The organism is Pandoraea morbifera (genome assembly GCF_902459575.1).
Classification (GTDB): domain Bacteria; phylum Pseudomonadota; class Gammaproteobacteria; order Burkholderiales; family Burkholderiaceae; genus Pandoraea; species Pandoraea morbifera.
Window position 1 is genome coordinate 259,434 of sequence record NZ_CABPSD010000001.1, and the last position, 24,645, is coordinate 284,078.

Sequence of the window (24,645 nt, forward strand, 5' to 3'; positions counted from 1 at the left end):
TGGCGCCGCAACGGCGACCATTCATTCTGGGCGATCCGGTCTACGGAAAATGTCGCGCCAACGCCGACGTTTGTCGCGCCGACGCCGATTGGCGTCAGGCGGCGTCGATGCGGAAGAATTCCGTCGGCGTGCAGCCAAGCGCCTTTCGGAACATGGCGCTGAAAGCGCTGGTGCTGTCATAGCCCAGCGACGAAGCAATGTCGGTGACCGGGCGATTGGCGCTGAGCATCTGCACCGCCTCGAGCAGCCGGGCCTGTTGCCGCCAGCGTGTGAACGTCATCCCGGTCTGCTCGGGAAACAGGCGGATGATGGTCCGCTCGCTCGCACCGACAACTTTGCTCCACGCCGCCACGGAGGTCTCTTCCGCAGGATTGGCGAGGATCCACCGGCAGATGCGAGCAATACGCTCGTCCGAAGGCATCGGCAGATGCAACGGCTCGACGCCCACTGGCCGGATCTCGTGAAACAGCAGATCCACGACGGCGGCATCCCGGCCCGTCAGCGCGTAATCGAGCGGCATGCGTGTGACCGCCGCGATGAGCTCGCGCAGCAACGCAGATACCGACACGACACAGCAGTCTTGCGTCGCGAGCGGCGAGTGTGCCGGGTCGAAGTACAGTGTGCGCATCTCGATGGCGCCGACCGCCTGCATGCAATGGCGCACGCCGGGCGGCACCCAAACGGCACGCAGCGGCGGCACGACCCATGTCCCCTTGGACGTGGTGACCACAATGGAGCCTGAGCTTGCGTAGATCAATTGTCCGCGCACATGCTCGTGATCGTCGATGAAGAAACGATCGGGCAAGTCGCGTGCCATGCCGCCCACCGGTCGTGAAATTCGCTGATAGTCGTCCCGGTTCTCACTCTTTCCAAACATGGCGTAACCTCGGCATCATTTGACACTTGTTCGCGCGCGGTTGGGGCGCACCTCTCTTAGATTCGGACATTGCGTCGCCACTCCGCGGCGCGAATTCGACTTCCATTTCGATGAGTGAGGCTAGCATGCCGGTTTACCGTTCGTTTGATCAAGAGGCGCTCGATCGTCAGTACAACGTGCGCGCAGGGATTCCTGATCATCTCGAGATATTTTCGCGTTGGGCCCGCACGGGGGAAGCCTTCCGCCGCGCCACGACGTTCAGGGAAGATGTCGCCTATGGCGACCACGCGAAGCAAACCTATGACCTGTTCCCCGCGCAGCACGCCGGCCGGCCAACGCTGGTGTTCATTCACGGCGGATACTGGCAGTCGCTCGACAAGTCTGATTTCAGCGCGCTCGCGGGCCTGTATCAGGCGAACGACATCAACTTCGCCGTGGTGAACTATCGTCTGGCACCGGAAGTGCGCATGGGCGACATCGTCGAGGACAATCGTCAGGCGCTACTGCATCTGTATCGCAACGGGGCAGAGCTCGGCATCGACCGCGATGCGCTGTACGTGTGCGGCAGTTCCGCTGGCGGGCATCTCACCGCGGCGCTGGCCGGCACCGACTGGACGGGCTACGACTTGCCCGCGAACCTGATCAAGGGGGCGTGCGCCATCAGCGGGCTCTACGACCTTGAGCCGATCCGCCTGTGCTACCTGAACCAGGCGGTTCGGCTCGATCCGTCCGAAGTGGCGGACTTCAGTCCCATCCATCATCTCCCCCCCGTGCCGCTGCCGTATATTCTCAGTGTGGGTGGCGACGAATCCGACGAATTTCACCGGCTTCAGGCGCAATTCCAGACGCGGCTCGACGATCATGGGCTCGACGTCAAGGTGGTGCGCCAGCGTGACGGCCACCATTTCGACGCCGTCGACCGTGTCGGAGAATCCGGCAGCGATCTTTCGACGGCGATTCTCGCGATGATCCGGGGGCGCTAACCCGCCTCGCCCGCACGCCGGCGTGCGCCCCGCGCCGTTCAACGGGGGCTGCGTGGGGAAAGCGTCGACAGTCTGGCAAGTCCCTACTTGCGTGCGGGTTCAGGTGAGAGTAAAAGGAGCCATCGTCAACTACCGCGAGTCGCCCCCCCATGGATCAGCCCGTCAAGCTCAACGCCAATTCGCTGGGCCTCGTGGAGTCAGTGATCATGGGCATTGCCGGCACGGCGCCGGCCTACAGCATCGAGATCACGACGTCGACCATCATCGGCACGTCCGGCACGCTCTCTGCCGCCAGTATTCTGGTGTGCGGGCTCATCATGTTCGGTATCGCCTTCGCGTTCATCAATATGAACCGCGCCGTGGCGAGTGCCGGTACCTCCTACTCATGGGTCAGCATGGTATTCGGCCGCACACTCGGCTTCTTTGCCGGCTGGGCGTTGCTGGTGCTTTGCTGCGTATTCATGGTGTCCGCGATGATTCCGGCGGCCAACGCCACGCTGCTCATCTTCGACCGGCCGATGATGAACAACGTCCATTACGTGACGCTGATCGCCGCCGCGTGGCTCACCGTCGTGAGTGCCGTGGTAGTCAAGGGAATCAAGCTCACCAGCTATGTGCAGGTGCTCATGACGATCGTCGAAGGCGTGATCCTGCTGGCGATTATCGTGGCGAGCTTCCTGGTCTTCCCGCACGCCCCCCAGCATCCGTTCGAACTGCACTGGTTCTCGCCGTTGGCGTTCACGCCCGCACAGTTCGCCAACGGCGCGCTGGTGGCGATTTTCTTCTTCTACGGCTGGGACGTGACGATGAACCTCAGCGAGGAGACGCGGGACTCGAACCGCACCCCCGGGCGCGCGGCCTTCTGGTCGATGGTTTTCCTCATGGTGTTTTTCCTCGTCTTCATCGTCATCACGCTGCTTGGCCTGTCCGACGCCGAGATCCAGCATTACAACACCAATATCATCTTCGCCATTTCGGAAAAGCTCTTTGGTCAGACGTGGGGCTATGTGGCCATCGTCGCGGTCCTGCTGAGCACCGTGGGCACGGTCGAGACGCAGGTCCTGCAGTTCACGCGCACGCTGTTCGCCAAGAGCCGCGACGGCGCGCTCCACCACCGCTATGCGCGCCTGCACGCGCGCTGGCAAACCCCCCACATCGCCATCTTCTTCATCTGGGTCGCGGGCATGGCGCTGTTGCTGATGTCCTCGTACCTGCCGACGATCAACGTGATCCTGCAGGATTCGATCACCGCCATTGGCTTCCAGATCTGTTTCTACCTGGGGCTGACCGGGCTTGCCTGCGGGTGGTACTACCGCAAGTCGATCACGAAGGGGCCGTGGACAGCCGTGACCCACGTGATCTGGCCGGTGGCCAGCGGCCTGTTCCTTTTCTTTATTGCGCTCTACAGTATTCCGACCTTCGACTGGGTGACCAATGTCGTGGGCATGGGCGGCATCGCCATCGGGGTCATTCCGCTGCTGGCCAACCGCAAACAGATCTGGCGCGCGTCGCCGGGCTGAGCGCAACCCGGGGGGGGGGCAAAAAGGGCTGCATATGGCGACATATGGCAGCCCTTTTTGCAGCACGCTCCCGGATGACGCCGGGAGCGCTCGCCGACGTTCAGCTCAGGCGAACTTCTCCTTGAGGAACGACACGATATAGGGGGTGGCCGCTGCGGCGACCGTGGACGCCGTCGCCGGGTCGATCCCCATGCGGGCGGCGAGCGACTCGGCAACGCGGCCCGTCAACACGCCTTCGCCGCCTTCCCCCAGCGACTTGAGGAAGCCGTCGCCACGCACGAGACCGGCGGCGAACGCAGCGAAGAAGCTCTTTCCGGCATGCTCGCCCATCAGGCCCGCCCCCTGCTCTTCCGCATTGGCGTGAGCGGCTTGCGTCGCCTCGCTCAACATCTGCTGGGCGTCATCGCCGCTAATGCCCTGGGCCGCAAGCGCCTGGGTCGCCTGATCGCCATGCTCCGAGGCCAGAAATTCGGAAACAAGTTGCTGAACATCCATGGAACACCTTCCTGCAAGTGGGGAATCGTATGCCCCTCCGGGGCCGCACGGCTGCGCCGGGAAAGGCCGGCTGCCGCTGTCGAAACTATAGAAAATCGGCTCCCGCGAAGCCAGGGAAATCGGGTAACGATCCGTAACGGGCTGGGGGAGAGAGATTTCAGATTGTTACTTCAGCGACGATTCGTGCGGCGGCTCTTACAATGGCGGATAGGTTCTCAGGTTCTCCCGCCCTCTCCGCCCAAGGAAACTTACTCCATGACGCACGGCACTGCCCACATCGGATCGACGCCATACCGCACCGACATCGTCGTCGGTGGTCATTCCCTGACGGCCGACGAGCCACCGGCACTCGGTGGCCAGGGAGTCGGCCCTGCACCGTACGACCTGCTGCTCGCCAGCCTCGGCGCCTGCACCGCGATCACGCTCAAGATGTATGCGCAGCGTAAAGGCTGGCCGTTGACGTCGCTTGACGTGTCGTTACGCATCGTCGGCGGCGACGAACGCCGAATCGAGCGTAAACTGACGATCGAAGGGCTGGACGACGCCGGCAAGACACGCCTGGCCGAGATTGCAGAGCGCACGCCCGTGACGCTCACGCTGAAGTCCGGTATTCCAATCGATACGCATTTGGCTTGAACACGGCACATTGCGCCCCGCCCGGATCTCGATGCCAGGTGTGCGCCTCCCCCATTGACTCAATCGCAGACACGCTCGCGTGGAATTTTCGATCCCCTTCATCGCCATTCCGACCGGCCTGGTGGCCGGCCTTGCCGCCGACGCGCTCATTCGTCACGTTCCCTGGGCAGTCGAGCGACGCCTTCACGCGGACGTTCAGGACTACCTCGGCGCCTTCGGAGACGCGTCGGCGCAGACACCGGCGCTCGCTCCGGCACCGCCGATCACGCTGCGCGCCTCGCTGGGTACCGCGAGGTTCTGGTGGGTGATCGTGATGTGCATCGCTCTGATTGGCGCGTCGTTGGCGGTATTCGGTATCAACTTCAAGGGGGCTGCGGCGGCGGGATTATGTGTCCTGCTCGTGGCACTTGCCGTGATCGATCTGGAGCACCAATTGCTCCCCGACGTGTTGACATTGCCATTGCTTTGGGCCGGCCTGCTCGTCAACGTGCAAGGCACGTTCGCTCCGCTCGCATCGGCCGTGCTCGGCGCGGCAGCGGGCTACAGCGTGCTCTGGGTCCTGTACTGGGGGTTTCGCCTGTTGGCGCGAAAGGAAGGCATGGGATTCGGCGACTTCAAGCTGCTCGCGGCGCTGGGCGCCTGGCTTGGTACCGGCCATCTGCTGGAGATGATCCTGGTTTCGTCGGTCGTCGCGGCAGTTACGACCCTCGCGCTGATCGCGCTCAAAAAAATGGACCGGGAGAATCCCTTCCCCTTCGGTCCATTTCTTGCCATCGCCGGCGTCGTCTCACTGCTTGTCGGGCCGCTGGCGCGGCCCGTCGTCTGACGCGCGCTCGCGATGCGCGCCCGCGCCGGCAGCCGTCTCAAGACTTGGGGGCCATCGCGTCGCGGCAGATGTCCTCGCGCGTACTGGCGTACTCCGACGGGTTTTTGGCCTTGACTTCGTTGGCCCCCGTGATAGTGCGCTGAGCCGCTTGCCAGCCGCGCGCCCAGTCGGCCTCGAAATTCGGGTCGTCCGCGAATTCGCGCTTGGCTTTTGCCTTCATTTCCTCGACGCGTTTGGCATCGGCGCCGCAAAGCGCCATCGAAACGTGCGCGTCGCTCGCCGCGAATTGCACGCCCGTCGCGACCAGCTTTTTCGTCTGTTCCGCCGTTTGCGCGTGCGCCGCGTTCCCCGCCAGTGCCAGGGCACAGGCGGCCGCTGAAATCCATGCGCGTGCGGTCGTCTTTTGCATCATCGTCATGAAACTCCGTCGTAAGTTAGTGAATATCGGTGACGACCAGCGACGAGCGCTCCCCGCCCTGCTCGATGTCCTGACGCATCACCAGTCCCGTCGCGGGACAGAAATGGTCGACGATATGTGTCCTGGTGTTACCCTGACGCGTCATGCCGGGCATTTGAACGCTGCCGGTGTCGGTCGACCGCTCATAGCTGATCGGCCAGCACGACAGGCGCCCGCCCGCCGTCTGAAGCGTTTCGGAGGCGCCTACCGAGCGTTCCGACGTCTGCGTGGTCATTTGCGGTATGCGCACCTGACCCATGTTGGCGCCCATGGCAGCCATCTGCGCGTTGATGTTGTGCGTCATTTTCATTGCCGGCAGGCGCTGGCCGGGCGCGGAGACCTGGCCGATGTAGCTCATCAGCCCGCTGCCTTCGACGGATGTCGATCCGGCCAGCGAGTCCACCCCCTTGCCGTGCTTGTCGCCCGGGAGCTTGCTGCCCGTCGTGCCGCGAGCCTGGAACTTGCCGTGGTCGATGCTCAGATCGACCGCGCTTTCGCTGTTGAAGTTGCGCCCGCCCACGTTCATCGACGTGCGCGCCGTGAGCTTGCCGCTGCATCGGTCGCCGTTATCCTTCTTGAATTGGGTGAGCGTGAAGCGCGTGGTGCGCGCGCCGGGTTGCGCACTGAGCGTGAAACCGCCGCCCTCATGCATCCATGGGGCATCGCATGCGCCTGCCCAGGCGGCGGATGCGAGCGTGCCGAGACAGGCGGCCAGTAGCGCCTTGCGTCGAAGACGGGTTGTCGAACTCATGTCGAACGTTCTCCAAAATGGTGGGCATGCACGGCAATTTTCATGACGCCGCCGGCGCATTGCGTCAGCGGCGGTAATCGATCAATTGCGCGTGCGCTCGTTCACCCCGGAAAGCGGATCCGTCATCTGGTTGGAATTTACGGAGCGCTCTCGTCGGCGCTCTCATCGGGTTCTGTGCACGGAGCGTCTCCGTGCCACCTTCCGCGTTCAAACGGGTGTAATGCTGATAGCGCGCCAGCACCTTCGGGACATACGCCTGAGTTTCGGCGTAAGGCGGAATGCCGCCATGACGGAGCACCGCCCCCTGCCCCGCGTTGTACGCCGCCAATGCAAAGGGCACGTTGCCGCCGAAACGGTCGAGTAACTGGGCGAGATACCGCGTGCCGCCCACCACGTTTTGCATCGGGTCCGTGACATCCGTCACGCCGAGGCTCGTTGCGGTGCCGGGCATCAATTGCATCAACCCGCCGGCCCCCGCATGCGAGCGCGCGGAGCGATCGAAGCCGGATTCCACGTCGATTACCGCGGCGACCAGCGCGGGATCGATGCGCGTTGCGCTGGCGGCTGCACCAATCAATGCGGAAAACGCTCGGTAATCGCAACCCTCGCAGGCGTTGCGCGCGGACGCCGGTGCAACGAAGATGCCGTTCGAAACGGGAGATCCGGCTCGCAATGCCGCACCGCTCAACAGCACGCCGCGCGCTTTTCCCGCCAGCGGAGTCGCTCCGGTCATGCCGCTCGGCGATAACGCCGTCGCCGTGTTCCGGGCCGGCGCCCCCGCGCCAGCGCCCGAACCGCCGACAATATATACGACACCCCCTGCCGTTGCCAATGCCGGGAGCGAGAGCAGCCAGGCTACACCCGCCATGCGCAGACCCTCGCGCCAACGCCGAGCGGTGCCTCGCCTCATTGCCGCACGAGTTCCACGCGACGGTTCTGGGAGCGGCCGAGCTCACTGCTGTTCGGCGCCATCGGGCGCGTGTCGCCGTATCCCTTCGCACTCAATCCGTCCGCCTTCACCCCCGCCGCCGTCAGGTATTGCTGCACGGCTTCGGCACGTTCCGTCGAGAGCGTCTGATTGTGACCCGATGTGCCGGTCGAATCGGTATGGCCGCCGATCTCGATTTTCCAGTCCGGGTGTGCCTTGAGAATACCGGCCACGTTATCGAGCACCGGCTTCGCATCGGCACGCAGGGTCGCCTTGTCGAGATCGAAATTCACCCCGTAGAGCGCCAGCTTGCCCGTTTTCTCGAGCTGCGCTTCGGCAGGCGACGCATTGCCGACCTTACACTCCAGCGCACTGTCGCCGATGCGATTGCCGCCGACTTCCTTGACGTGATCGAAGTCCCGCGTGTCGCCCAGCATGAGCGCCGTATAGACGTGCTTGCCATTGGGCTCGAACGTCATCAGGCCCGGGGTGACCGCATTGCTGCCCGCTTCGGTACGGGTGAAGCGCAGCACGCCGCCGTGCTCGATGCCACCGGAGATCGTGCCGAGCAGCTTGCCGATACGCACGCCGTTGCCGCCGCCGCGCGCCGCTTCGAAATAGCAGCCGTCGATGCCGGCACCTTGCTGCTTGAGCAACACGTACCCGTCGGAGCCGAAGTTCAGCGGAAAGTGGTATAGCCCGGCTACGTTGCGCACCGGAGCCTCTGCATTGTCGAACTTGCCGAGTGCGGCGAACTGCGTGAGGCCGATGCCGTAGGGCGCCGCCCCCGGTGGCGACGACAACGTCAGGCGAAGCCAGCGAGCCGTGACGGGCGCCGCCATTTCCGCTTCGATGACCTTGCCCGGCGCGATATCGGCGGCGCCCGGCACATCCTGGTCGTAGGCAACGGTCCACGGTCCGTCGGCCGATGCTCCCGACGTCTCGACCTTCAGGTGGTTCGGTGTGACCTTGACCTGGTTGCTCGCCACGAAGCGAAAGGCGTGAATGGTGGCGTTACCCGGCAGCGCGATCGAGATGGTGTACGGATTCCGGCTGTCCTGAATACCTGTCGAATCGGGGACGTCGTTGAGCAGACGGAACCAGGCGTCGTCGTCGCTTTTCTGGTTCAGCGCAAAGGCGCCCTGAGGAAGCGATGCGACGTTGACGTCGCCGGCCTCCCGCGTGGCCGGCGACGCTGCGACAGGCGTGGCTCCCAGCGCGCTCGACGGGCTCGACGCGACGGATTGCGACGAGCTGGGCGCCGACGCGGCGTTCGAATCGAGCGACGGCTCCGAGCTTTTCTCGGGCGCCTTCTTGTGGCAACCGGCGAGGGCGAGCGCGCATCCCAGCGCGAGGATCGTGCATGCCAGCGCTTTGCGCGCCGGGCGGGAATTCGAATGCATCACTGCAGACTGGCTCCTAATTTTGTTCCGCGCGGGACAACGTGGACACGAGATCCAGATCCGCGCGAATACGTTCCTGTAACTTGTTCAACTTCTCACGGCTGGCGCCATTGCGCTTGCCTTCGTCATACGCAATGAGCGTCGCTTTGAGGTCGGCCTCGACCTTCGCGCGATGCTCGCGCACCAGCCGGTGCGCTTCGTTGTCCGCTTCTTCGTTGGGCGTGCCGTTGCGCGTAAGCAAATTGGCGCGCAGCCGGTGATCGCCGCGAATCGAGGTCTCGTCGATACGCGTCTTCGGGCCCGACGGCTTCGCTGCCCCCAGGCCCTTCAACGCCTCCCGCCCTTCGGGCATCGCCGCGTCGGGCTCGACCGTCACGACCGTGCCCGGCGAACTCCCCAGGGTCGTCGAAGGCCCCATCTGCACGAGTGCGGGTGTCGCCAGGTCCGACGATGCCGACGCCGCAGCGGATGACGCGGGCATGACGGGCGTAGGCGCAAGCGTCGGCACACTTCGGGAGGAAATGATCTCCACACCGCCTTCCTTGCGCGTCGACACGACCGACGCCGCGTCGGCGGGCGTCGTCACCGCGGTGCCGTACACGGCGACCAGCATGACGACGGCATGTTTCACGAATCTTTCACGCAGCCGCATCGTTCACCCTCCACGAAACGGCGACTGCATGCGCACCACCGCTTCGGCCTGGATGGGTATGCGATATCCGCCAGAGATCGCCGAATAGGCGCGGCAGCTATTGCCGTCCGTGCCGAAATCGAGCGAACCGTCGACCGATCCGGTCGAAAAGATATCGCTCGTGCCGTTGACCAGCGAATAGATCACCCGGTTGATGAACGGCACATATAACTCATAGCAGTACTGCACACTGATCTTCAGCAGATTGGCATCCTGGATCGAGATACGCGATCCGTTGCCGGGCGTGTTGTCCCGGTACATCAACGTGTCGTTCGGAATCTCGCGAACCGTCTTGCCGGCGTAATAGTTCGTGCGGGCAAAGTCGGAGAAAGCGGCCGCCGTCGGACTGAGCACGGTCAGTTTCGTAATGCCCGGGTTGCGCGCCTCGGTCTGCGCGCTCAGGATCGCCATCTGTTGGGCGCTGAGGCCCGTCTGATGGGTGAACAATGGCGCCAGTCCGCGTGCGAGCCCGGAGAGCATCGCGCTTTTGGTGCCGTGGTTGACGGCGCCGGCGCGTGCTGCCATGAGTGCCGCGTAGTTTAGCGTACTCTTCGCCTGATATAGCAGACCAAATTGTATCAATCCAAGACAAAGCAACAGGACGATGGGCGCCACGATAATGAACTCCGTGGCGGCCTGTCCCCGCTGGGCGCGGGTTGCGCCTGACGTGGGCGCATTGCCGTTGCGCGCGTTGGGCCGACGCCTGGCTCGCATTCCGTTCTCCTTAAGATCCGATGGGGCGCACGCTGAGCGCCTTGCCGCGCTCGATACCGAGCGCACGACTGCGCCCTGGCGCGAGCTCCAGCGCCATGCGCGCGCGCCAGTGCATGCGATAGCGCCAGGCGCCCACGTTGGCGTGCACGGCCAGCACCCGCCCTTGCCTGTCGAGAAACACCACGTCGATGGGCGTTCGCATGAAGCATGTGTGCACGGCGTTGCACGGCGCGATCAACAGCGCATCGCCAGGGGCCACGTGACGCTTGCCCAGCCAGCCCCGCATGCGCTCGTGCGCCCGTGTCGTCAATTGCGCCGCCAGTGCCAGCGGTTGCGCACCGAGATACAGGTTGACAGGTTTCACAACAGGCCCTCCTGCATGAACTTCATGACGATCGGGAAGCCCAGCACGATGAACGTCACGGGGAAGATGAAGATCACCAGCGGGAAGATCAGTTTGACCGGCGCCTCCATCGCCTGCTTCTCGGCGCGCTGGAAGCGCTCGGTGCGACGCTGCTCCGACTGGAAACGCAGCGTGGTCGCGAGTCCGCCCCCCATGCGCTCGGCCTGCACCACGGCACCCACGAAGTTCGTGACTTCCTTGACCTGCAGCCGGTTATCCATTCGACGCAGTGCGTCCGCGCGCGTCAAGCCGGATTTCAGGTCGCGCAGCACGTGCTCGAACTCGCGCTTGAGCGCGCCGGCCGGCCCCTTGCTCACGGCCTGGGTCATGGCGCCGTTGATGTTCAGGCCCGCCTCGATCGAGAGCGTCAGGAAGTCGAGGTAGACCGGCAACTGACGCGTCACTTGCTTGACGGTCCGGGCGCGAATGTCACGTAGCCACATCCGCGGCAGCAAGAACCCCAGCACCGCCGCGGCCAGCGGCAACAGAATGGTGTTGAGCTCCAGCCAGTGGTTGACCAGCGAGCCCAGCACGAACGCGATCAGCATCACGACGATCGACAGCGACAGAAACTGCGTGGCTGACATCAGGAAGCTTCGCCCCGTCAATTGCAACTGATTCTGCGTGCGCTCGACCAGTTTCGCGGGGTAGTACCTGCCGAAGTGGTGTTCGGCGAATCGCACCAGCGGCCACAACATCCGAAGCGGACGCGACAGTGGATCGAGAAATTCGCGGTCCTCGCTGGGAATACTGCCGCTGAGCGTGGTAAGCGAGCGCACGATCACGCCCAAGAAGATGATCAGCCCGAGCGAGAGAAGGAAAGCGATGGCGATGAACATGGCTTAGACGTCGATATTGGTGATCTTGCTGATGGATCGGTAGCCGAGCACTTCCATGATGAAGATCACGGTGAGCGTGGCCCATCCGATCGGTTTGTCGAACAGCGGCGCCATGGCGACCGGCTCCATCTGCGCGAGCACCACGATCAGGAATACCGGCAGCAGGGTCATCACCAGGCCCTGCGCCTTGCCCTGTGCCGTGAGCGAGCGGATCTTGCCTTCCATTTGCTGCTTGTCGCGCAGGGTGCGCGCCACCGTCTCGAGCGTCTCGGCCAGATTGCCGCCGACTTCGCGCGCAATCGAGATCGCAGCCGTCGCCATCAGGAAGTCCTGCATCGGCAGCCGCTTTTCCATGTGCTGGAGGGCGTCGGCCATGTCCACCCCGAGACGTACCTCGCGAATGAGCAATGCGAGCTCCTGCGAGATCGGCGGCGGCACCTCCTGTGCGGCGCTCTCGAGCGCGACCGGGAAGCTCGCACCGGCACGCAATGCGCCGGACACCATCAGCAATGCGTCCGGCAACTGCTTCTCGATGGCAAGCAGGCGCTTTCGCTGCATGCGGCGCACCAGAAAGCGCGGAGCCAGCAGACTCAGGGGAATCACAACGACGGTAAGCACGACGTTGCCCGAAATCGCAAACACCACCAGTGGGATGGCTACCACCGCCACCGCGCTGAGCATGGCCACCTGGCTGGTGTTGATGAAAATGAAGAGGTCGGCGAGCCCCGTGCCGACTTCATCGGCCACACGCGCGGAGCGACGCACGAACCACGTCTTGCCCTGAAAGATGAGCGCCCACCCCACGAGCGTGAGCACGATGAATGACGAAGCCAGTACCACTGCGGTCATCATGACGATATTCCTTGATGCAAGTCCCGGGGCGGGTGCCGACGCACCCTGCCCGCCTCAATCGGCGAAGATCGACGTATCGACCGGAATGCCGCGCCGAATCAGATCCTGGTAGAAGTCCGGCACGTAGCCGGTCGAATGGAATGTCCCCTGGACCCGGCCATCCTCGCCGTAGCCGGATTGCTTGAACACGAACACGTCCTGCAACTGCACGGTGCCCGACTCGATGCCGCTCACTTCCGTGATGTGCGTCACGCGCCGCGTGCCGCACGAGAAGCGCGTTTGCTGCACGATCAGGTCGACGGCCGACACGATCTGCTCGCGAATCGCATTGACCGGAAGATCCAGCCCCGCCATGAGCGTCATCACTTCGAGTCGCGACAGGCAGTCGCGCGGCGAGTTGGCGTGCGCCGTGGTGAGCGAGCCGTCGTGCCCGGTGTTCATGGCCTGCAACATGTCGAGCGCCTCGCCGCCACGGCATTCGCCCACGACGATCCGATCCGGTCGCATGCGCAGTGTGTTCTTGACGAGATCTCGAATGTGGATCGCACCCTTGCCTTCCATGTTCGCCGGCCGCGCCTCGAGCGACACCAGATTGCTCTGCACCAGCTTGAGTTCGGCCGCGTCCTCGACCGTCACGATGCGCTCGTTGTCGGGAATGAAGTTCGACAGTACGTTGAGCAATGTTGTCTTGCCCGAGCCCGTCCCCCCCGAAATCACGATGTTCGCGCGCTGCTCCACGGCCACGCGCAGGAACGCGATCATCGCCGGCGAGATGGAACCGAAGCGCACCAGATCGTCGCCCTGCAGCTTCTGCTTGGCGAACTTTCGAATCGTAATGTTCGGACCCTTGAGCGCGAGCGGCGGAATCACCGCGTTCACGCGCGAACCGTCTTTCAGGCGCGCATCGACCATGGGCGAACTCTCGTCGATCCGCCGCCCGAGCGGCGCGACGATACGCTCGATGGCGCCCAGCACGGCCTGGTCATCGGTAAAGGTCGTCTCGGTGCGGCTCAGGCGACCGCCACGCTCGATGAAGATTTCGTTGTAGCGATTGACCATGATTTCCGTGATCGAATCGTCGGCCAGCAATGATTCGAGCGGCCCAAGGCCGATCACTTCGTCGAAGATGCTCTTGAAGAGCGCATCGTGCGAGATCGTGGTCGTCTTGAAGATCGGGTCCGCGGCGAGCACCGAGCGCAGCAGCGACCCGACCGTCTCGGAGAGTTCGGCTTCGCTCATGCGGGCCACGTTGACGCGCCGAAGATCCATCGCCGCGATCAGGCGGTCGTGCGCCGTCTTGCGCAGTTCGATGCCCTCCGGCGAGTTCAGGCCGGCCGAGTCGGGATGCGCGGCCGTCGACTCGACCTGAACGACCGAAGGTGCGACCGACGGCGGCGACGCGGGGCGCGTCGGCGTGAGCGCCACCGGCGCGGCGCGCACGGGCTCCGGACGGGCTGTCGCTTCGTGATGCCGCGACGGGGCGTCCGATGACGCCGCCGGCACGCTCACCTGCGCGGCTCGTACCGGGACCGCCCCGCCTCCCGGCGCTTGCCGACCCTGTGACAATGGCGGGACGCCGACGGCGGCGTCGGCGCGCACGGGGTTCAGCCCGTTGACGACTTTCGGCGCTTCGTCGCGCAACGCCACCGCGGGCGCCACCTGAACCCTGCCCTGCCCGGCCTGGACGGCGTCGTTGCTCGCGTCGGCGCGCACCGTTGGCTGCACCGTGGCCGGTTGGCGGTGGACGGTATCGCTGTGCACGCTGATCCGGAACGCGCCGATCTCGATGCGGTCGCCGCTCGTGAGCGGGCCATACGACGTGATCTGCTCGCCGTTGACGAGCGTCGAGGCCAGTCCGCCCTGATCCTCGATGTACCAATGACCGTTGCGCGGTTCGAGCGTGGCCTGCGTCTTGCCGATGAGCAGTCCCTTGAGCACGACATCGCAGCCGGGGTCCTTGCCGAGCGACGCGCGCCCGGCGAAGGTGTACTCGGCCTCCTTGCCCGCGCGGTCATGCACGCGGATTTTCAAAGGAAGCACTTCGTTCTCGGTGCTCATGTCCATCTCCAGACGTTGGCGGGTCGCCGTGATATCGACAAGCTTCAAGGACGGTCCTGGGGATCGGCCTTCGGCAGTTGCGGCGTCGGAGCGTTCTGCTCGCGGACCTCTTCCTCGCGCCGCGCGTTCGCTTCGGGCAGCGGACTCGGATCGCCGAACGAGTGGCGGTAGTTCGCGTCCACGTCCGCACCGCGATTGATCAGGCTTGTGTTCGTCGGGCTGCTCGCATCTACCACGTACGGCGTGACGAGGAAGACGAGATCGCTCTTGTTGTTACGGAAATCGGTCGACTTGAACAGATGGCCCAGAATCGGGATATCGCCGAGCGCCGGCACCTTGTCGACGGCCTTCGAGGCGTCGGCGTTCACCAGACCCGCGATGGCGAACGTCTCGCCCGGGCGCACCGATACCTGCGTCGTCGAGCGCCGTGTCAGGAACGCCGGGTAGCCGTTGACGTTCATCGACGGGTCGATCTGGCTGATTTCGGTCATGAGGTCGGCGCTGATCGTGTTCGTCGCATCGACCGTCGGCGCGATCTCCAGGCGGATACCGTATTCCTTGTAGATCACGTCCTGCGCGCCGAAGCCCGCCGAGACTGGAATCGGCACTTCGCCGCCGGACAGGAATGTCGCCTTGCCGCCGCTACGCGAGTTCAGTTCAGGCTGGGCGAGCACGAACGCGTCGCCGTTCGCCGCAAGAATGTTGATCTTCGACGTGATGCTCGTGGCAATGCCGAGAAAGGCGCCGCCCACCGAACCGCCGGCGGAGCTCGGCGCATTGTCGAAGACGGCGGTGCCGGTATCGGGGAACGGACGATAACGCCCCGTGCGCACGGCGTTGCCGGCGAGCGATCCCTGCGGGCCGTTGATCTGCGAGTCCCATTTGATCCCGAGATTGCGCTCGGCGGTCTTCGAAATCTCGAGAATGTCGACTTTGAAGTGCACCGTCTTCTTGAGCGACGAACCCTCGTCGGTCTCGATCAGGTTGATGACGTCGGGCAGGCCGTCGAGCGCATTCGAGAGCATCTTGGCCTGCTCCGCGTGGACCTTGCCGTGGACGATGAAATGACCACCGTTCGCGTCGATGCTGAGCCCCTCGACGAATCCGAGCGAACGCTGCAGCCGTGCGAGCGTGGCGTTGCGATCGAGGGTGGAGACTGAGACCTTCGTGTTGATCGCCATGCCCTGGTCGGTCCAAACGACCAGCGACGTCTCCCCGGGGGCCTGCGCGAGCAGCAGCAACTGATGGTCGACGACGGAAGCATTGATCAGGTCGCCGTTCCCGACGGCCACACGCTTGACCTTGCCCTCGATCGGGATCACGCGCACTTCGCCCTTGTACATGAACATGGGGGCGCTGGCGGCCGAGCGGGCGTTGCGGTTCTCGTAGATCACGGCCGCTGCGTCGTTGACCGACGCGTTGCGAGCGGCGAGCTGCTGTGCGGAGGCTTTCGGTGCCGTGGCCGGCACTTGCTGGCTCGGTGCCTTTGGTGCGACGGCCGATGTCTGCTGCGCGAAGACCGGGGCCGTCATGTTCAGCCATGCGAAGCTCACCGCGGTGAACAAACAAACCCCTCGCTTGGCTCGCGAAGGCACTCCCTGAAATTCGGTTTTCATTGTCGTGCGTGTCGTTTTCTTACGTTTGAGTGGGCGCGCGGTCATGTCGTGTCATGCGCGCCTCGCCTTGGGCGAATGCGTGTGCCCCCGTGTGCCTGACCGGCGCGTTACTGCCCCCGTCGTCCTGCCAGTGCGGACTGAACCTGCTCCATGACCCGGCGCTGCGCGTCGCTCGGCGTGAGCGCGGGCCGGGGCGCCGCTGCGGCGTCGGCGATCGGTGTCCGCATGCCAGGCATCGCCAGTTCGGGGCGCACCGACACGGAGCTGTCGTGCGAGCCGCCGATGATGTACTGGATGCCGTCGGCGCCCGCGTCGCCGAACAGCGCGGACTGATGCACCACCACGTCGGGCGTGGCGGCTTTGTCGGAGCGGTTGCGCAGCACCGCGCGCAGGCTGCCGATTTTCTGCGCCAGGGCGATCTTGCCGGCTTGCTCGGGCGTGACCTGCAAGGTCAGGCTGCCGTATTCGTCGCTGGGCGTGTCTTCGCTGCGATCACGCGACATCTGCTCGCCGTAGTCGCGCGGGCGCACGTCGCGCCCGGTGGCCAGCACCGTGAGGTCGGAGAGCAGCAGCTGGGCGGATTGCGCGTTGGTGCCTGAACCACCGTTGCCCGAGCCCGGCGCGCTGGTCGGCGGATTGGCGATCAGGAACAGGTCGATGTGGTTGCCCGGCTTGAGCATGTTGTCCGCCGAGTTCGTCGCGTCGATGTCGATCGTCAGCGCGCGCGTGCCCGCCTTGAGCATGTCGGAGAAGTCGCGCGCCTGCATGGCCGAAATGTCCGCCCGACGAATCGGCGAGCCGCGATGCACCGCGCGCACCAGCGTCTGGTTCTCGACGGCGTCGAATTCGTCGGCGCGCACGGTGTCCTCGTAGACGAAGTCGGCCGGCACCTGACGCGCGGCGAAATTACCCGTCGTCACGATCGCGCCGGCTTTCAGGTCCGACGTCGGCACGAGCACCGAAACGCGGGTGTTCGAATTCATCGATTCCATGAGCGACCGACGCATCGCCTCTTCTCGGCCGGACATGTATTTGTATATCCACACGGTCAGCAGCGCCGCCGCGAAAACCGCCACCCCGAGCATGACCCACGGATTGTGAATCAACGCCTGTGTCTTGATCCTCTTCAACATCATTTCTGTTTATCCATCAGTCGGTTGATCGCCCTGCCCGTGTGTCAGGGCAGCGAAAGGGCGTACGAAAACGCCGAATAGAACGACTTGAACGCCGCGAGCAGTTGTGTCATGACGGAGCCGTTGCCCGCGAGCAATACGACCACCACCAGCAACACGACCACGACGTACTCCACATAGGCCTGTCCACGTTGCGACTCGAGGCCCGCGCGCCGTGCCCGGCGCGACTTATCCGTTGGTAAAGGCAACATTGACGATCACCATGGTTTTGCCCGTGGCGTCGGTAAACGACGCGTCCAGGCGGTAGCCGTCCTTCTGCATGGCCAGCGCGTAGCCCTGCGGGTTCGCTCGCTGATAACTCGATGCGCCCGCCGCCAGGGTCCGCCAACCGCGCTGACGCAGCGTCTGCGCGTAACGCCCCATCGCCTGGCGCGCCGAGACCGCCGTCAACGCCAACTGGACGGTGCGCGCAACGTTGCCGCCGTCCTGCGACTGCATGTCGAATACGACCCGCCCTTCGGGCAACGGGTAGTTCGATGGCTGGAGTACGCGGGGCGTCTTGGCCGCTTCCGGATCCAGATGCGCCACGCTGAAAATGCCCGCGTAGTCCGCCTGGGCGTTCGAGAGCACCTGCAGCGTGTAGCTGCACTGACCGTCAATGGCCGAGAGCGTGAGGGTCTTGCCGTCGTCCGCGGCGCGCATCGATGCATTGCGAGCGCGCCAGTACGAGAGAAACGCCTCGCGCACGGCGCTCACGGGCTCGGAAAAGGTCATGACCGCGGCACGCATCTTCAGGCCGTTCACGACCATGTCCTCGCCGGCCCACGACACCTGTTTCGCCTTGACCGGCACGTCGTCGCAAGCACTGTCCGCCCACGCCGGTGCACCGATGCAGGCCAGACCGAGCGCAATTACTGCAAAGGCACGTTTCATTTGTTCCCCAGGCGGTCGGCAGGTACGACGTCGGGCTGGATGCGTCCGAGGTCGAGGGTGGTGATATCGATCGCCGCCGGGGCGAGCACGTCCAGGGCGTAATCGAGCACGGCCCCCTTGGCGGTCGGCACCGCGCCCGCGATGACCGACTTGGCGTTGTTGCTCCCGTCGGGGGTCCAGGTGTTCGTCAGGAGAACGTGCCTGTCGCTGAACGTCACGCCAGCCCAGTTTGGCCACAGCGCGACAAGGCTGGGGCTGTCTCCGGCCACGCGCAGCGAGACGCTGGCGCTTTGCTGGTTCTTCGTCGGCAGGTCGAAACCGGCGCCAATGCCGCTGAGCGAGCCGAGCGCATTGAGGGCCTTATCGGCAACCGTGCCGGTGCCGCCCACGTTGTGCGAGACCTGCAGGTCGCCATACTTTTGAAGGATCGTGTTGCCCGCGATGTCTCGCCACATGGGCTCTTCAGACGACGGCAACTGATTGCGGGTGCCGTCGGCACGATCGATCTTCGTGCCACGACCCAGCACGCGTTGCGCAATCTCACTGCGAATCGCGGCGTCGGATTTGGTCGCGGCGTTTCCGTACTTCGGCGCCCAGCCGTTGTCGTCGTAGTAGACCGTTCGCTCCCACGCGGCATAGCGCGCGGCTGCCTCGGTGCGATCGCGCACGTCCGACAAATGGCCGATCATGTTGATCGCCCAGAATGCGAAGAGCAACGCGCTGCCCACGATGACGACCGTCTCGGCCATCGCCTGGCCGCGTTGCGCGCGGGGTATGGCCCGGCGCCCGCGCGTAGGAATGAGCAGGCGGTGTTTCATGGCGCCCCCGATGCCTGAGCCGCATCGCCGGCCGTGAGCGCGAGCGTGCTCGTCTCGACGAGCGACGACTGCCAATAGGGATTGAACACGCTGGGGTACTCCCATTTGTTGTCGCCGCGCCGCCAGTTCGCGGCGTTGCGCAGCGCGCCCGCCACGCCACCGCTGTCGCCCGGGCGAATGAAATAGGCGCTGGCGCTGGACATCGCTCGCATCTGTTGCGACGCCGTGCCGTCGGACACGGCCAGCGAGCCTTGCGCGATCTGAAGCCGGTCCGTGGTGTTGATCGAGGGCGAAGCGCGCTGCGCCTCGATGACGAGCGTCGGGGCACGATTGAAGTCGGCGCCGTTCGTCGGCGTCGATTGCGTCTTGAGTTCCAGATACGGCTGGAGTCCGCCGCTGCGCGAGAGCGACTTGCCCGGCCCCGACTTGTATTGTGAATTGGCGGCCAGCGTGGTCAGCATATTGGTGAGCGAGCCGCCGTAATCCTTGTAGCCACCGTAGCCGGTGCGCCCGGAATAGCGTCCTCCCGGACCGTTGGCGGCGCCGCCCGAACCGGCCGTCCACTTGAGCGGAATGATGATCGGAAAGACCTCGACCACGCAGATCCACACCCCGTTCACGTCGGTGGCGTCGAGCCCTTCCCATCCCTTCTTGTCCTGACGGAGTTGCGTTCCGCCCGCGTGCCAGTTGGTGGCCGTCACGAAGCTCTCCGGGCAACCCTGCACCATGCCGACAGGCACCATGGGCGTGCGGATGTTGACGCCGCGCTGCTTGACGAATTCGTCTAGCGTGGTCTTGTCCGTGAGCACGTCGGCGAAGCGGTCCTTGCCTGTCTTGCCCTGCGGCGTGTTCTTGGACAGGAAACCGAGCGCCGACGAGAGCGACAGCGCGCCGCGTGTTGCGAAATAGGTCTTGCTGACGTGCGTGTTCGGCTCGTTGGCCTGGGCGATCTCTTCGGCCACGAGCGGGATCTGCAGGGCAATAGCGCTGTGATAGGCGGACTGCTCCAGGCTCAGTGCGGAATCGAGCTGGTCCAGTCCGAGGGTGGCGATCGTGGTCGCCCGGTCCAGCACACGCTTGGCGAGGCTGACTTCCCTGCCGAGCGTCTTCTTGGGAATTGTCCACAGCTGGTTCGGCGTGACCGTGCTCTGGATGAGCGTGTCGAACCAGTGATCGTTCTTATAGGTGCCGTCGACCTCATCGATCCACGACTTGATACTGATCATCTGGGCAGTGGCCACCTGATTGGCAATCATCGCCCGATTGGTATAGGCGGCGAAATTGAGATCGCGCGCCTGGAGCACGCCGACGCTGTACGCTGCAGCGTCGGCCGTGTCCTGGAGTTTCGTCTTTGCATGCACCAGCTGTGATGCATTGAACGCCAGATACATGGCGGCAGCCCCGGCCGCCATCAGTACCGCTGCGAGTGGCAGGGCCTGACCGCGCTCGCGAGCGCGGCGACCCTGCCGTCGGAATCGAACGTCCATGATGCATCCTCCGCCGTGCCGGCCCAGTCGGTCGTTACTGGTTACCGTCGGCGTAGTTGCTCAGGTTCTTCTGCTGATTCGCCTTGCTGCTGGAATCCTGGGCAGCGTCACCCGCATTCTTGATGGCTTTCTTGGAGTTCGAGTCGCCCGCCATTTCCAGCGCCAGACCGGCAGTCTGGTTGCGGATGGTCTTGCCGAAAGCGGCGTAGACGCCGATGGCGGCCACGGCAATCAGCGCGACGATGATGATGTACTCGGTCATCCCTTGACCACGCTGGTGACGGGGACGAAATTTGCGAACAGTCTTGGGTTGCAGCATGATACGCTCCTCGTTGGTAAGAAGTACGGCAGGGTGCTACGGGCAAAAGAAGGCCCCACGCGACCGGGCGCAGAGCCTCGCGTTACGACATATTTCGTTTGCTGGAAAAGACGGCCGGGATTGCCCCGGTCATGGGCGTCGCGTATCACGGCACCGGCGTCCACCGGCAGCGACACGCTCCACCCTTAGCATCAAATGAGAGAGAGAAGTCCTAAATTTTCTCGTTTAATGCAAACTGAATTGCGTTTTGCGAGATTATACGAAGTGAATTTTGGCTTTCAATCGCTTTTCGCATTCATTTTTGTAACACATTGAAACAAACCCATCATTTCTGATAGTTCGGACTTGCGCTAGCGTTAGGCGCCGGTTCCACGACGTACGCAAGACCCGGAGACAGCCGCTGTGAGGTGCGTGGCCGCACGCGGAACGCCTCCCTTTCATTCAGGACGACATAACGCACATGCAAAGTTCGGACGACAACCTGTTGATGGCCCAGCGTGTGGGCCAATTGATGGAACGTCACGCCATCCCTAAATCGAAGCAGACCGGCGCGCTCGCCAAGACGCTCGGGCTGAGTCCCGCGCAGGCGCATCGAAAAATGCGCGGGCAGAGCAACTGGACTTACGGCGAGCTTCGCGACGTGGCCGCCGCATTCAACGCGTCCATTACGGCGCTGCTCGATCCCGAGACATCGGAACATGCGCAGGGCGTGCCTGCGCTGCTCGACTTCGGCAACCATCTCGTGGCGTGCCAGGCGTGGATAGGCCCGGAGATCCTGACGGGTCAGGGGTCCGAGTATGTCGCGATGTCGACGGCGGGGAGCTGGCGCCTCTATCCGACGGACATGGCGCCGCGAGGCAAGAAGTTCGTGGTGGAGCTGATCGAGATCCGGCCGAAGTCGCTCGTGCCGACGCGCCTCACCGTAGCCGTGGTGGACGACGATGGCGGCAGCGACGCGCAAGGTGGATTACGCACGGCCGACACGGTGTGCATGTACCTGAACAGCAAAGGGTACGACGCTCGCGCGTTTTACAGCGCCGCGGCATTTCGCGAAGCACTGAAGCAGACGGTTTTCGACGCCTACGTCGTCGACTGGATGCTCGATCACGAAACGGCCGAGACCGCGCTTTCGGAGATTCGCACGTCCGACAATCCCGACGCCCCGGTCTTTATCCTGACGGGACAGATGCAGGCGGGCAACGTCAACGAGTCCGACATCGCCCGGGCGATTACGGCGTTCGACGTCGACGTGCTGGAGAAACCGGCGCGATTGCCGCTGCTTGTCGCCGAGCTCAACAAGCGGCTGGCGCAGCGCTGAGCGCCCACAAGCCCGGCGCTTCGCCGGGCTTTCCCGTGCTTCCCTCCCCCTGACTCATTCGGTTCCACGCATGGGCCGCTACAGTCCGACGCCGCGCGTCGCCCAGATGCTCTCGAGGACAACCCGCAGAATATCGCCACGCACGGGCTTCATGAGGTAATGCTCGAACAGGCTCAGGTGATGGGCGGGAATGACCTCCGGTGCCTGGGCGCTAAAGGCGATGAGCGGCACATCCGCATTGATGCCGCCCATGCGCCGAATTTCCATGGCGGCCGACACGCCGTCGATCTCCGGCATGTTCAGATCGAGCATGATGGCGTCGTACGGAGTGCGTTCGATGAGGCGATACGCCTCACGTGCGTTGGACACGCTCTCGCACTCGATGCCGTTCACGCGAAGCAGCATCTCGATCGTGTGCCGCACGTCGGCCTGGTCGTCGATCACCAGCACGCGACGCGGTGTCTGCCCGGCGGGCATCACCACCGCGCTGACGTCCGACTTGGCATCGGCAGCGACCGGTGCCCCTGATGCGCGCGTCATTGTCGTGGCCGGCGAGTCGTCGGTAGCGGAGGCATCCAACGGCAAGGTGACGGCCGCCGCGCCCGGTTCAGAATCAGACGCCTCCGTCTCGCTCGCGACATGTTCGAGATCGAACACCACGCTGAACTTCGACCCCTTGCCGACTTCGCTCTCCAGCGAAAGTTTCGCACCCAGCAGCTCGACGAGGCCACGAACGATCGTCAGCCCCATGCCGATGCCGTCGACGCGCTTGCTCTCCGGCGTATCGATCTGCGTGAAGGGTTGGAAAATCTGCTCCTGGCTCACGCGGTCGATGCCGCGGCCCGTGTCGATCACGTCGACACTGAGACGGTCGACACCGGGCAGCCGCTCGAGATTCGCACGCAGGGTAACGCTGCCCCGATCGGCATACTTGATCGCATTGTCGAGCAGGTTGGTCACGATCTGCTGAATTCGAAACGGGTCGGAAAGTACCTTGACCTGCCAGTCTTCGAACTCCAGACGAAGCGCCAGCGATTTGCGGCGCGCCCGCTCGGAAACCGATTCCACTGCGGCATTCAGAACCCCGTAGGGATTGAAGATGCGTTTGCGCAGCGCGAGTTGTCCCGCCTCCATCCGCGAGAAGTCCGTCAGGTCCTTCATCTGCGCTTCGAGTACGTTGGCCGCGCGAGCCAACTGGTCGATTAGCAGCTTGTCCGTGCCGGTGAAATTGCGTTCCACCAGCACATCCGTGGCGGCCATGATGCTCTGCAGTGGTGTGCGAAGCTCGTGCCCGATCATGCCCAGGAAGGCGTTGCGCGCATTCACGGCGTTCGCGGCGGACAAAGCGGCGGCCATCTCCCGTTGCAGCGCTTCTTTTTGCTTCGCGCTGACATCGCGCAACTTGCGCGCGTTCGATGCGAACAGATAGGCGAGCGTGAGCAGCACAATCGTCGCACCGATGCTCGACCCCATGAGCATGCTGCGACGATGCTCATAGTCTTCACGAACTTCGTCGCGCCGACGGGCATTGATCTCGCCGACGACCATCTCGAGTTCCGAGAGCGGCGCGCGCATCTCGTCGAATTTTGCAATCCCCGGCGTGATCCAGGTAACGGCGTTACCTGCCTGATTGCGCATGGCCTCGATATCGGCATATATCGTCTTGACCTTGTCGACACTCGCGACATACTGCGGATATTCCATGAAGCGCGACATGGCGCCGCGCCCCGATATCTGCGCGATGCGAGACTCGAGAATCTGGAGCGAGGCGTCGATGTCGTCGGTGCTCGCGAGCCCATTGGCAACCTTGAGCATGTCGATCTGCGTGCGATCGACGGCCTGCTCCGTACCGATGACCGAGGCGAAACTGGCCTCCGCGCCCACAGGGCCGGCAGACTCCGACTGGGTACGGGACGCAATGAAAAGGTAGCCGGAGAACGCCCACAGGCCGACGAGCTGCACGAAGAGCAGCGTGTATATGAAGATCCGAATGCGTCGCGACACGCCGTCCGAAGCCATCATCGAACCTCGATATGCTTGATCTGATAGACGAAGCGGCGCGAACCGACTTCGGAGGCGAGTACATCGGGATGCTGGTCGCGCGGGAAGATCAGAAACAGCGGACCGAAGTTACGAAGGGACAGCTCCACGCCATTCTCACGGTAGGCGAGAATCGGCTCATAACGATGAACAAAGGCAATGGGGATGTCCTGCACCGAGCCATCGTAGCTGTAGACGCGAAGCATGCGGCCCTTGAAACCGGCCCGGGCGAGGACATCCGCCAGACGAGGTCCTTCCCAGCGTGCGGAAGTGGTCCAGAGCGTTGACGTGTCGATCGTATGCATGGGGAGCGAGAGCAACGCCATGCGCGAGAAGTGGACAATGCGGCGCACGTCGGCGTTGGCGCTCTTGCGGCCCACCTGCTTGCAGCCGTCACACGACACGTCCAGTTCGAGACGGTCGCGCACGGCCTGTACCGCCGTGACGGGGCCGCAGAGCGCCAGCCCCAGGCAAATGGCCCAAACCCTAATCTTCAACATTTCGCCCGCACACTTTTCACGAACATCCCCGGGAGTCAGAATTATTGG

Annotated in this window: 26 protein-coding genes; 5 read left to right on the plus strand and 21 right to left on the minus strand. The window is 64.0% G+C overall.

The features are described 5' to 3' along the window. Positions 1-94: 94 nt before the first annotated feature. Positions 95-877 (minus strand): AraC family transcriptional regulator, encoded by a 783-nt coding sequence (locus PMO31116_RS01105; RefSeq protein ID WP_150565077.1) that lies wholly within the window; start codon positions 875-877, stop codon positions 95-97. 125 nt (positions 878-1,002) lie between these two features. Between PMO31116_RS01105 and PMO31116_RS01110 the strand changes: the two genes are divergently transcribed. Continuing rightward, complete coding sequence (locus tag PMO31116_RS01110; protein WP_150565078.1) at positions 1,003-1,860, plus strand: alpha/beta hydrolase; 858 nt, start codon at positions 1,003-1,005, stop codon at positions 1,858-1,860. A gap of 149 nt (positions 1,861-2,009) precedes the next feature. Continuing rightward, positions 2,010-3,380 carry an APC family permease gene (locus PMO31116_RS01115; RefSeq protein WP_023595976.1) on the plus strand — a complete coding sequence of 457 codons (1,371 nt, stop codon included), beginning with the start codon at positions 2,010-2,012 and terminating at the stop codon, positions 3,378-3,380. 105 nt (positions 3,381-3,485) lie between these two features. On the opposite strand, the gene PMO31116_RS01120 is transcribed toward PMO31116_RS01115, so the two are convergent. Continuing rightward, entirely contained in the window at positions 3,486-3,875 is a 390-nt protein-coding gene (locus tag PMO31116_RS01120) for a hypothetical protein (RefSeq protein ID WP_023595975.1), read from the minus strand. 255 nt (positions 3,876-4,130) lie between these two features. On the opposite strand from PMO31116_RS01120, the gene PMO31116_RS01125 reads away from it, so the two are divergent. Further along, entirely contained in the window at positions 4,131-4,511 is a 381-nt protein-coding gene (locus tag PMO31116_RS01125; RefSeq protein WP_150565079.1) for an OsmC family protein, read from the plus strand. Between the two features lie 79 nt (positions 4,512-4,590). Further along, complete coding sequence (locus tag PMO31116_RS24200) at positions 4,591-5,337, plus strand: prepilin peptidase (RefSeq protein ID WP_281350066.1); 747 nt, start codon at positions 4,591-4,593, stop codon at positions 5,335-5,337. Between the two features lie 37 nt (positions 5,338-5,374). Here PMO31116_RS24200 and PMO31116_RS01135 read toward each other — a convergent pair whose 3' ends face one another. The 17 genes from PMO31116_RS01135 to PMO31116_RS01215 form a co-directional block, all read right to left on the minus strand. Next, the gene (locus tag PMO31116_RS01135) at positions 5,375-5,755 is read right to left on the minus strand and encodes a hypothetical protein (RefSeq protein ID WP_150565080.1); all 381 of its coding nucleotides are present in this window, start codon (positions 5,753-5,755) and stop codon (positions 5,375-5,377) included. A gap of 16 nt (positions 5,756-5,771) precedes the next feature. Then, on the minus strand, positions 5,772-6,545 hold the full coding sequence (locus tag PMO31116_RS01140; protein WP_150565081.1) for a hypothetical protein: 774 nt from the start codon (positions 6,543-6,545) through the stop codon (positions 5,772-5,774). A gap of 64 nt (positions 6,546-6,609) precedes the next feature. Further along, the gene (locus PMO31116_RS24205; protein WP_150565082.1) at positions 6,610-7,278 is read right to left on the minus strand and encodes a lytic transglycosylase domain-containing protein; all 669 of its coding nucleotides are present in this window, start codon (positions 7,276-7,278) and stop codon (positions 6,610-6,612) included. A 173-nt stretch (positions 7,279-7,451) separates the two neighbouring features. Beyond that, entirely contained in the window at positions 7,452-8,876 is a 1,425-nt protein-coding gene (locus PMO31116_RS01150; RefSeq protein WP_150565083.1) for an OmpA family protein, read from the minus strand. A gap of 16 nt (positions 8,877-8,892) precedes the next feature. Then, positions 8,893-9,507: a hypothetical protein gene (locus PMO31116_RS01155; RefSeq protein WP_150565084.1), complete on the minus strand. Its 615-nt coding sequence runs from the start codon at positions 9,505-9,507 to the stop codon at positions 8,893-8,895. 24 nt (positions 9,508-9,531) lie between these two features. Then, the gene (locus tag PMO31116_RS01160; RefSeq protein ID WP_150565085.1) at positions 9,532-10,281 is read right to left on the minus strand and encodes a TadE family protein; all 750 of its coding nucleotides are present in this window, start codon (positions 10,279-10,281) and stop codon (positions 9,532-9,534) included. A gap of 10 nt (positions 10,282-10,291) precedes the next feature. Continuing rightward, entirely contained in the window at positions 10,292-10,645 is a 354-nt protein-coding gene (locus PMO31116_RS01165; RefSeq protein ID WP_246185091.1) for a DUF192 domain-containing protein, read from the minus strand. Next, on the minus strand, positions 10,642-11,523 hold the full coding sequence (locus PMO31116_RS01170; RefSeq protein WP_150565086.1) for a type II secretion system F family protein: 882 nt from the start codon (positions 11,521-11,523) through the stop codon (positions 10,642-10,644). The genes PMO31116_RS01165 and PMO31116_RS01170 overlap by 4 nt, the downstream gene beginning before the upstream one ends. Before the next feature lie 3 nt (positions 11,524-11,526). Continuing rightward, the gene (locus PMO31116_RS01175) at positions 11,527-12,375 is read right to left on the minus strand and encodes a type II secretion system F family protein (protein WP_150565087.1); all 849 of its coding nucleotides are present in this window, start codon (positions 12,373-12,375) and stop codon (positions 11,527-11,529) included. Between the two features lie 54 nt (positions 12,376-12,429). Further along, entirely contained in the window at positions 12,430-14,433 is a 2,004-nt protein-coding gene (locus tag PMO31116_RS01180) for a TadA family conjugal transfer-associated ATPase (RefSeq protein ID WP_150565088.1), read from the minus strand. 44 nt (positions 14,434-14,477) lie between these two features. Further along, positions 14,478-16,049, minus strand: coding sequence for a type II and III secretion system protein family protein (locus tag PMO31116_RS01185; protein ID WP_174970714.1), 1,572 nt, complete (start codon positions 16,047-16,049; stop codon positions 14,478-14,480). Between the two features lie 107 nt (positions 16,050-16,156). Beyond that, entirely contained in the window at positions 16,157-17,185 is a 1,029-nt protein-coding gene (gene cpaB / locus PMO31116_RS01190; RefSeq protein ID WP_246185092.1) for a Flp pilus assembly protein CpaB, read from the minus strand. 41 nt (positions 17,186-17,226) lie between these two features. Further along, positions 17,227-17,433: a hypothetical protein gene (locus tag PMO31116_RS01195; RefSeq protein ID WP_150565090.1), complete on the minus strand. Its 207-nt coding sequence runs from the start codon at positions 17,431-17,433 to the stop codon at positions 17,227-17,229. Continuing rightward, positions 17,411-18,115: a hypothetical protein gene (locus tag PMO31116_RS01200; protein WP_150565091.1), complete on the minus strand. Its 705-nt coding sequence runs from the start codon at positions 18,113-18,115 to the stop codon at positions 17,411-17,413. The genes PMO31116_RS01195 and PMO31116_RS01200 overlap by 23 nt, the downstream gene beginning before the upstream one ends. After that, on the minus strand, positions 18,112-18,933 hold the full coding sequence (locus tag PMO31116_RS01205; protein ID WP_150565092.1) for a hypothetical protein: 822 nt from the start codon (positions 18,931-18,933) through the stop codon (positions 18,112-18,114). The genes PMO31116_RS01200 and PMO31116_RS01205 overlap by 4 nt, the downstream gene beginning before the upstream one ends. Beyond that, positions 18,930-20,420 carry a pilus assembly protein TadG-related protein gene (locus tag PMO31116_RS01210; RefSeq protein ID WP_150565093.1) on the minus strand — a complete coding sequence of 497 codons (1,491 nt, stop codon included), beginning with the start codon at positions 20,418-20,420 and terminating at the stop codon, positions 18,930-18,932. The genes PMO31116_RS01205 and PMO31116_RS01210 overlap by 4 nt, the downstream gene beginning before the upstream one ends. Positions 20,421-20,454: 34 nt before the next feature. Continuing rightward, on the minus strand, positions 20,455-20,739 hold the full coding sequence (locus PMO31116_RS01215; protein WP_023595956.1) for a Flp family type IVb pilin: 285 nt from the start codon (positions 20,737-20,739) through the stop codon (positions 20,455-20,457). Positions 20,740-21,199: 460 nt separating this feature from the next. Here PMO31116_RS01215 and PMO31116_RS01220 point away from each other — a divergent pair, with 460 nt between their 5' ends. Continuing rightward, on the plus strand, positions 21,200-22,057 hold the full coding sequence (locus PMO31116_RS01220) for a helix-turn-helix domain-containing protein (protein WP_150565094.1): 858 nt from the start codon (positions 21,200-21,202) through the stop codon (positions 22,055-22,057). A 78-nt stretch (positions 22,058-22,135) separates the two neighbouring features. On the opposite strand, the gene PMO31116_RS01225 is transcribed toward PMO31116_RS01220, so the two are convergent. After that, positions 22,136-24,079, minus strand: coding sequence for an ATP-binding response regulator (locus tag PMO31116_RS01225; RefSeq protein ID WP_150565095.1), 1,944 nt, complete (start codon positions 24,077-24,079; stop codon positions 22,136-22,138). Next, complete coding sequence (locus PMO31116_RS01230; protein ID WP_150565096.1) at positions 24,076-24,597, minus strand: putative pterin-binding protein; 522 nt, start codon at positions 24,595-24,597, stop codon at positions 24,076-24,078. Before PMO31116_RS01230 ends, PMO31116_RS01225 begins: the two co-directional genes overlap by 4 nt. Positions 24,598-24,645 lie beyond the last annotated feature (48 nt).

What these genes read in the sequence shown, in the direction of transcription:
- PMO31116_RS01125 (WP_150565079.1), top strand. Translation starts at nt 4,131, where the DNA reads ATGACGCACGGCACTGCCCACATCGGATCGACGCCATACCGCACCGAC.
- PMO31116_RS01120 (WP_023595975.1), bottom strand. Translation starts at nt 3,875, where the DNA reads ATGGATGTTCAGCAACTTGTTTCCGAATTTCTGGCCTCGGAGCATGGC.
- PMO31116_RS01175 (WP_150565087.1), bottom strand. Translation starts at nt 12,375, where the DNA reads ATGATGACCGCAGTGGTACTGGCTTCGTCATTCATCGTGCTCACGCTC.
- PMO31116_RS01195 (WP_150565090.1), bottom strand. Translation starts at nt 17,433, where the DNA reads ATGTTGCCTTTACCAACGGATAAGTCGCGCCGGGCACGGCGCGCGGGC.
- PMO31116_RS01170 (WP_150565086.1), bottom strand. Translation starts at nt 11,523, where the DNA reads ATGTTCATCGCCATCGCTTTCCTTCTCTCGCTCGGGCTGATCATCTTC.
- PMO31116_RS01205 (WP_150565092.1), bottom strand. Translation starts at nt 18,933, where the DNA reads ATGAAACACCGCCTGCTCATTCCTACGCGCGGGCGCCGGGCCATACCC.
- PMO31116_RS01135 (WP_150565080.1), bottom strand. Translation starts at nt 5,755, where the DNA reads ATGACGATGATGCAAAAGACGACCGCACGCGCATGGATTTCAGCGGCC.
- PMO31116_RS24205 (WP_150565082.1), bottom strand. Translation starts at nt 7,278, where the DNA reads ATGACCGGAGCGACTCCGCTGGCGGGAAAAGCGCGCGGCGTGCTGTTG.
- PMO31116_RS01185 (WP_174970714.1), bottom strand. Translation starts at nt 16,049, where the DNA reads ATGAAAACCGAATTTCAGGGAGTGCCTTCGCGAGCCAAGCGAGGGGTT.
- PMO31116_RS01110 (WP_150565078.1), top strand. Translation starts at nt 1,003, where the DNA reads ATGCCGGTTTACCGTTCGTTTGATCAAGAGGCGCTCGATCGTCAGTAC.
- PMO31116_RS01160 (WP_150565085.1), bottom strand. Translation starts at nt 10,281, where the DNA reads ATGCGAGCCAGGCGTCGGCCCAACGCGCGCAACGGCAATGCGCCCACG.
- PMO31116_RS01115 (WP_023595976.1), top strand. Translation starts at nt 2,010, where the DNA reads ATGGATCAGCCCGTCAAGCTCAACGCCAATTCGCTGGGCCTCGTGGAG.
- PMO31116_RS01200 (WP_150565091.1), bottom strand. Translation starts at nt 18,115, where the DNA reads ATGAAACGTGCCTTTGCAGTAATTGCGCTCGGTCTGGCCTGCATCGGT.
- PMO31116_RS01105 (WP_150565077.1), bottom strand. Translation starts at nt 877, where the DNA reads ATGTTTGGAAAGAGTGAGAACCGGGACGACTATCAGCGAATTTCACGA.
- PMO31116_RS01230 (WP_150565096.1), bottom strand. Translation starts at nt 24,597, where the DNA reads ATGTTGAAGATTAGGGTTTGGGCCATTTGCCTGGGGCTGGCGCTCTGC.
- PMO31116_RS01180 (WP_150565088.1), bottom strand. Translation starts at nt 14,433, where the DNA reads ATGAGCACCGAGAACGAAGTGCTTCCTTTGAAAATCCGCGTGCATGAC.
- PMO31116_RS01150 (WP_150565083.1), bottom strand. Translation starts at nt 8,876, where the DNA reads ATGCATTCGAATTCCCGCCCGGCGCGCAAAGCGCTGGCATGCACGATC.
- PMO31116_RS01220 (WP_150565094.1), top strand. Translation starts at nt 21,200, where the DNA reads ATGCAAAGTTCGGACGACAACCTGTTGATGGCCCAGCGTGTGGGCCAA.
- PMO31116_RS01140 (WP_150565081.1), bottom strand. Translation starts at nt 6,545, where the DNA reads ATGAGTTCGACAACCCGTCTTCGACGCAAGGCGCTACTGGCCGCCTGT.
- PMO31116_RS01215 (WP_023595956.1), bottom strand. Translation starts at nt 20,739, where the DNA reads ATGCTGCAACCCAAGACTGTTCGCAAATTTCGTCCCCGTCACCAGCGT.
- cpaB (WP_246185092.1), bottom strand. Translation starts at nt 17,185, where the DNA reads ATGATGTTGAAGAGGATCAAGACACAGGCGTTGATTCACAATCCGTGG.
- PMO31116_RS01210 (WP_150565093.1), bottom strand. Translation starts at nt 20,420, where the DNA reads ATGGACGTTCGATTCCGACGGCAGGGTCGCCGCGCTCGCGAGCGCGGT.
- PMO31116_RS01225 (WP_150565095.1), bottom strand. Translation starts at nt 24,079, where the DNA reads ATGATGGCTTCGGACGGCGTGTCGCGACGCATTCGGATCTTCATATAC.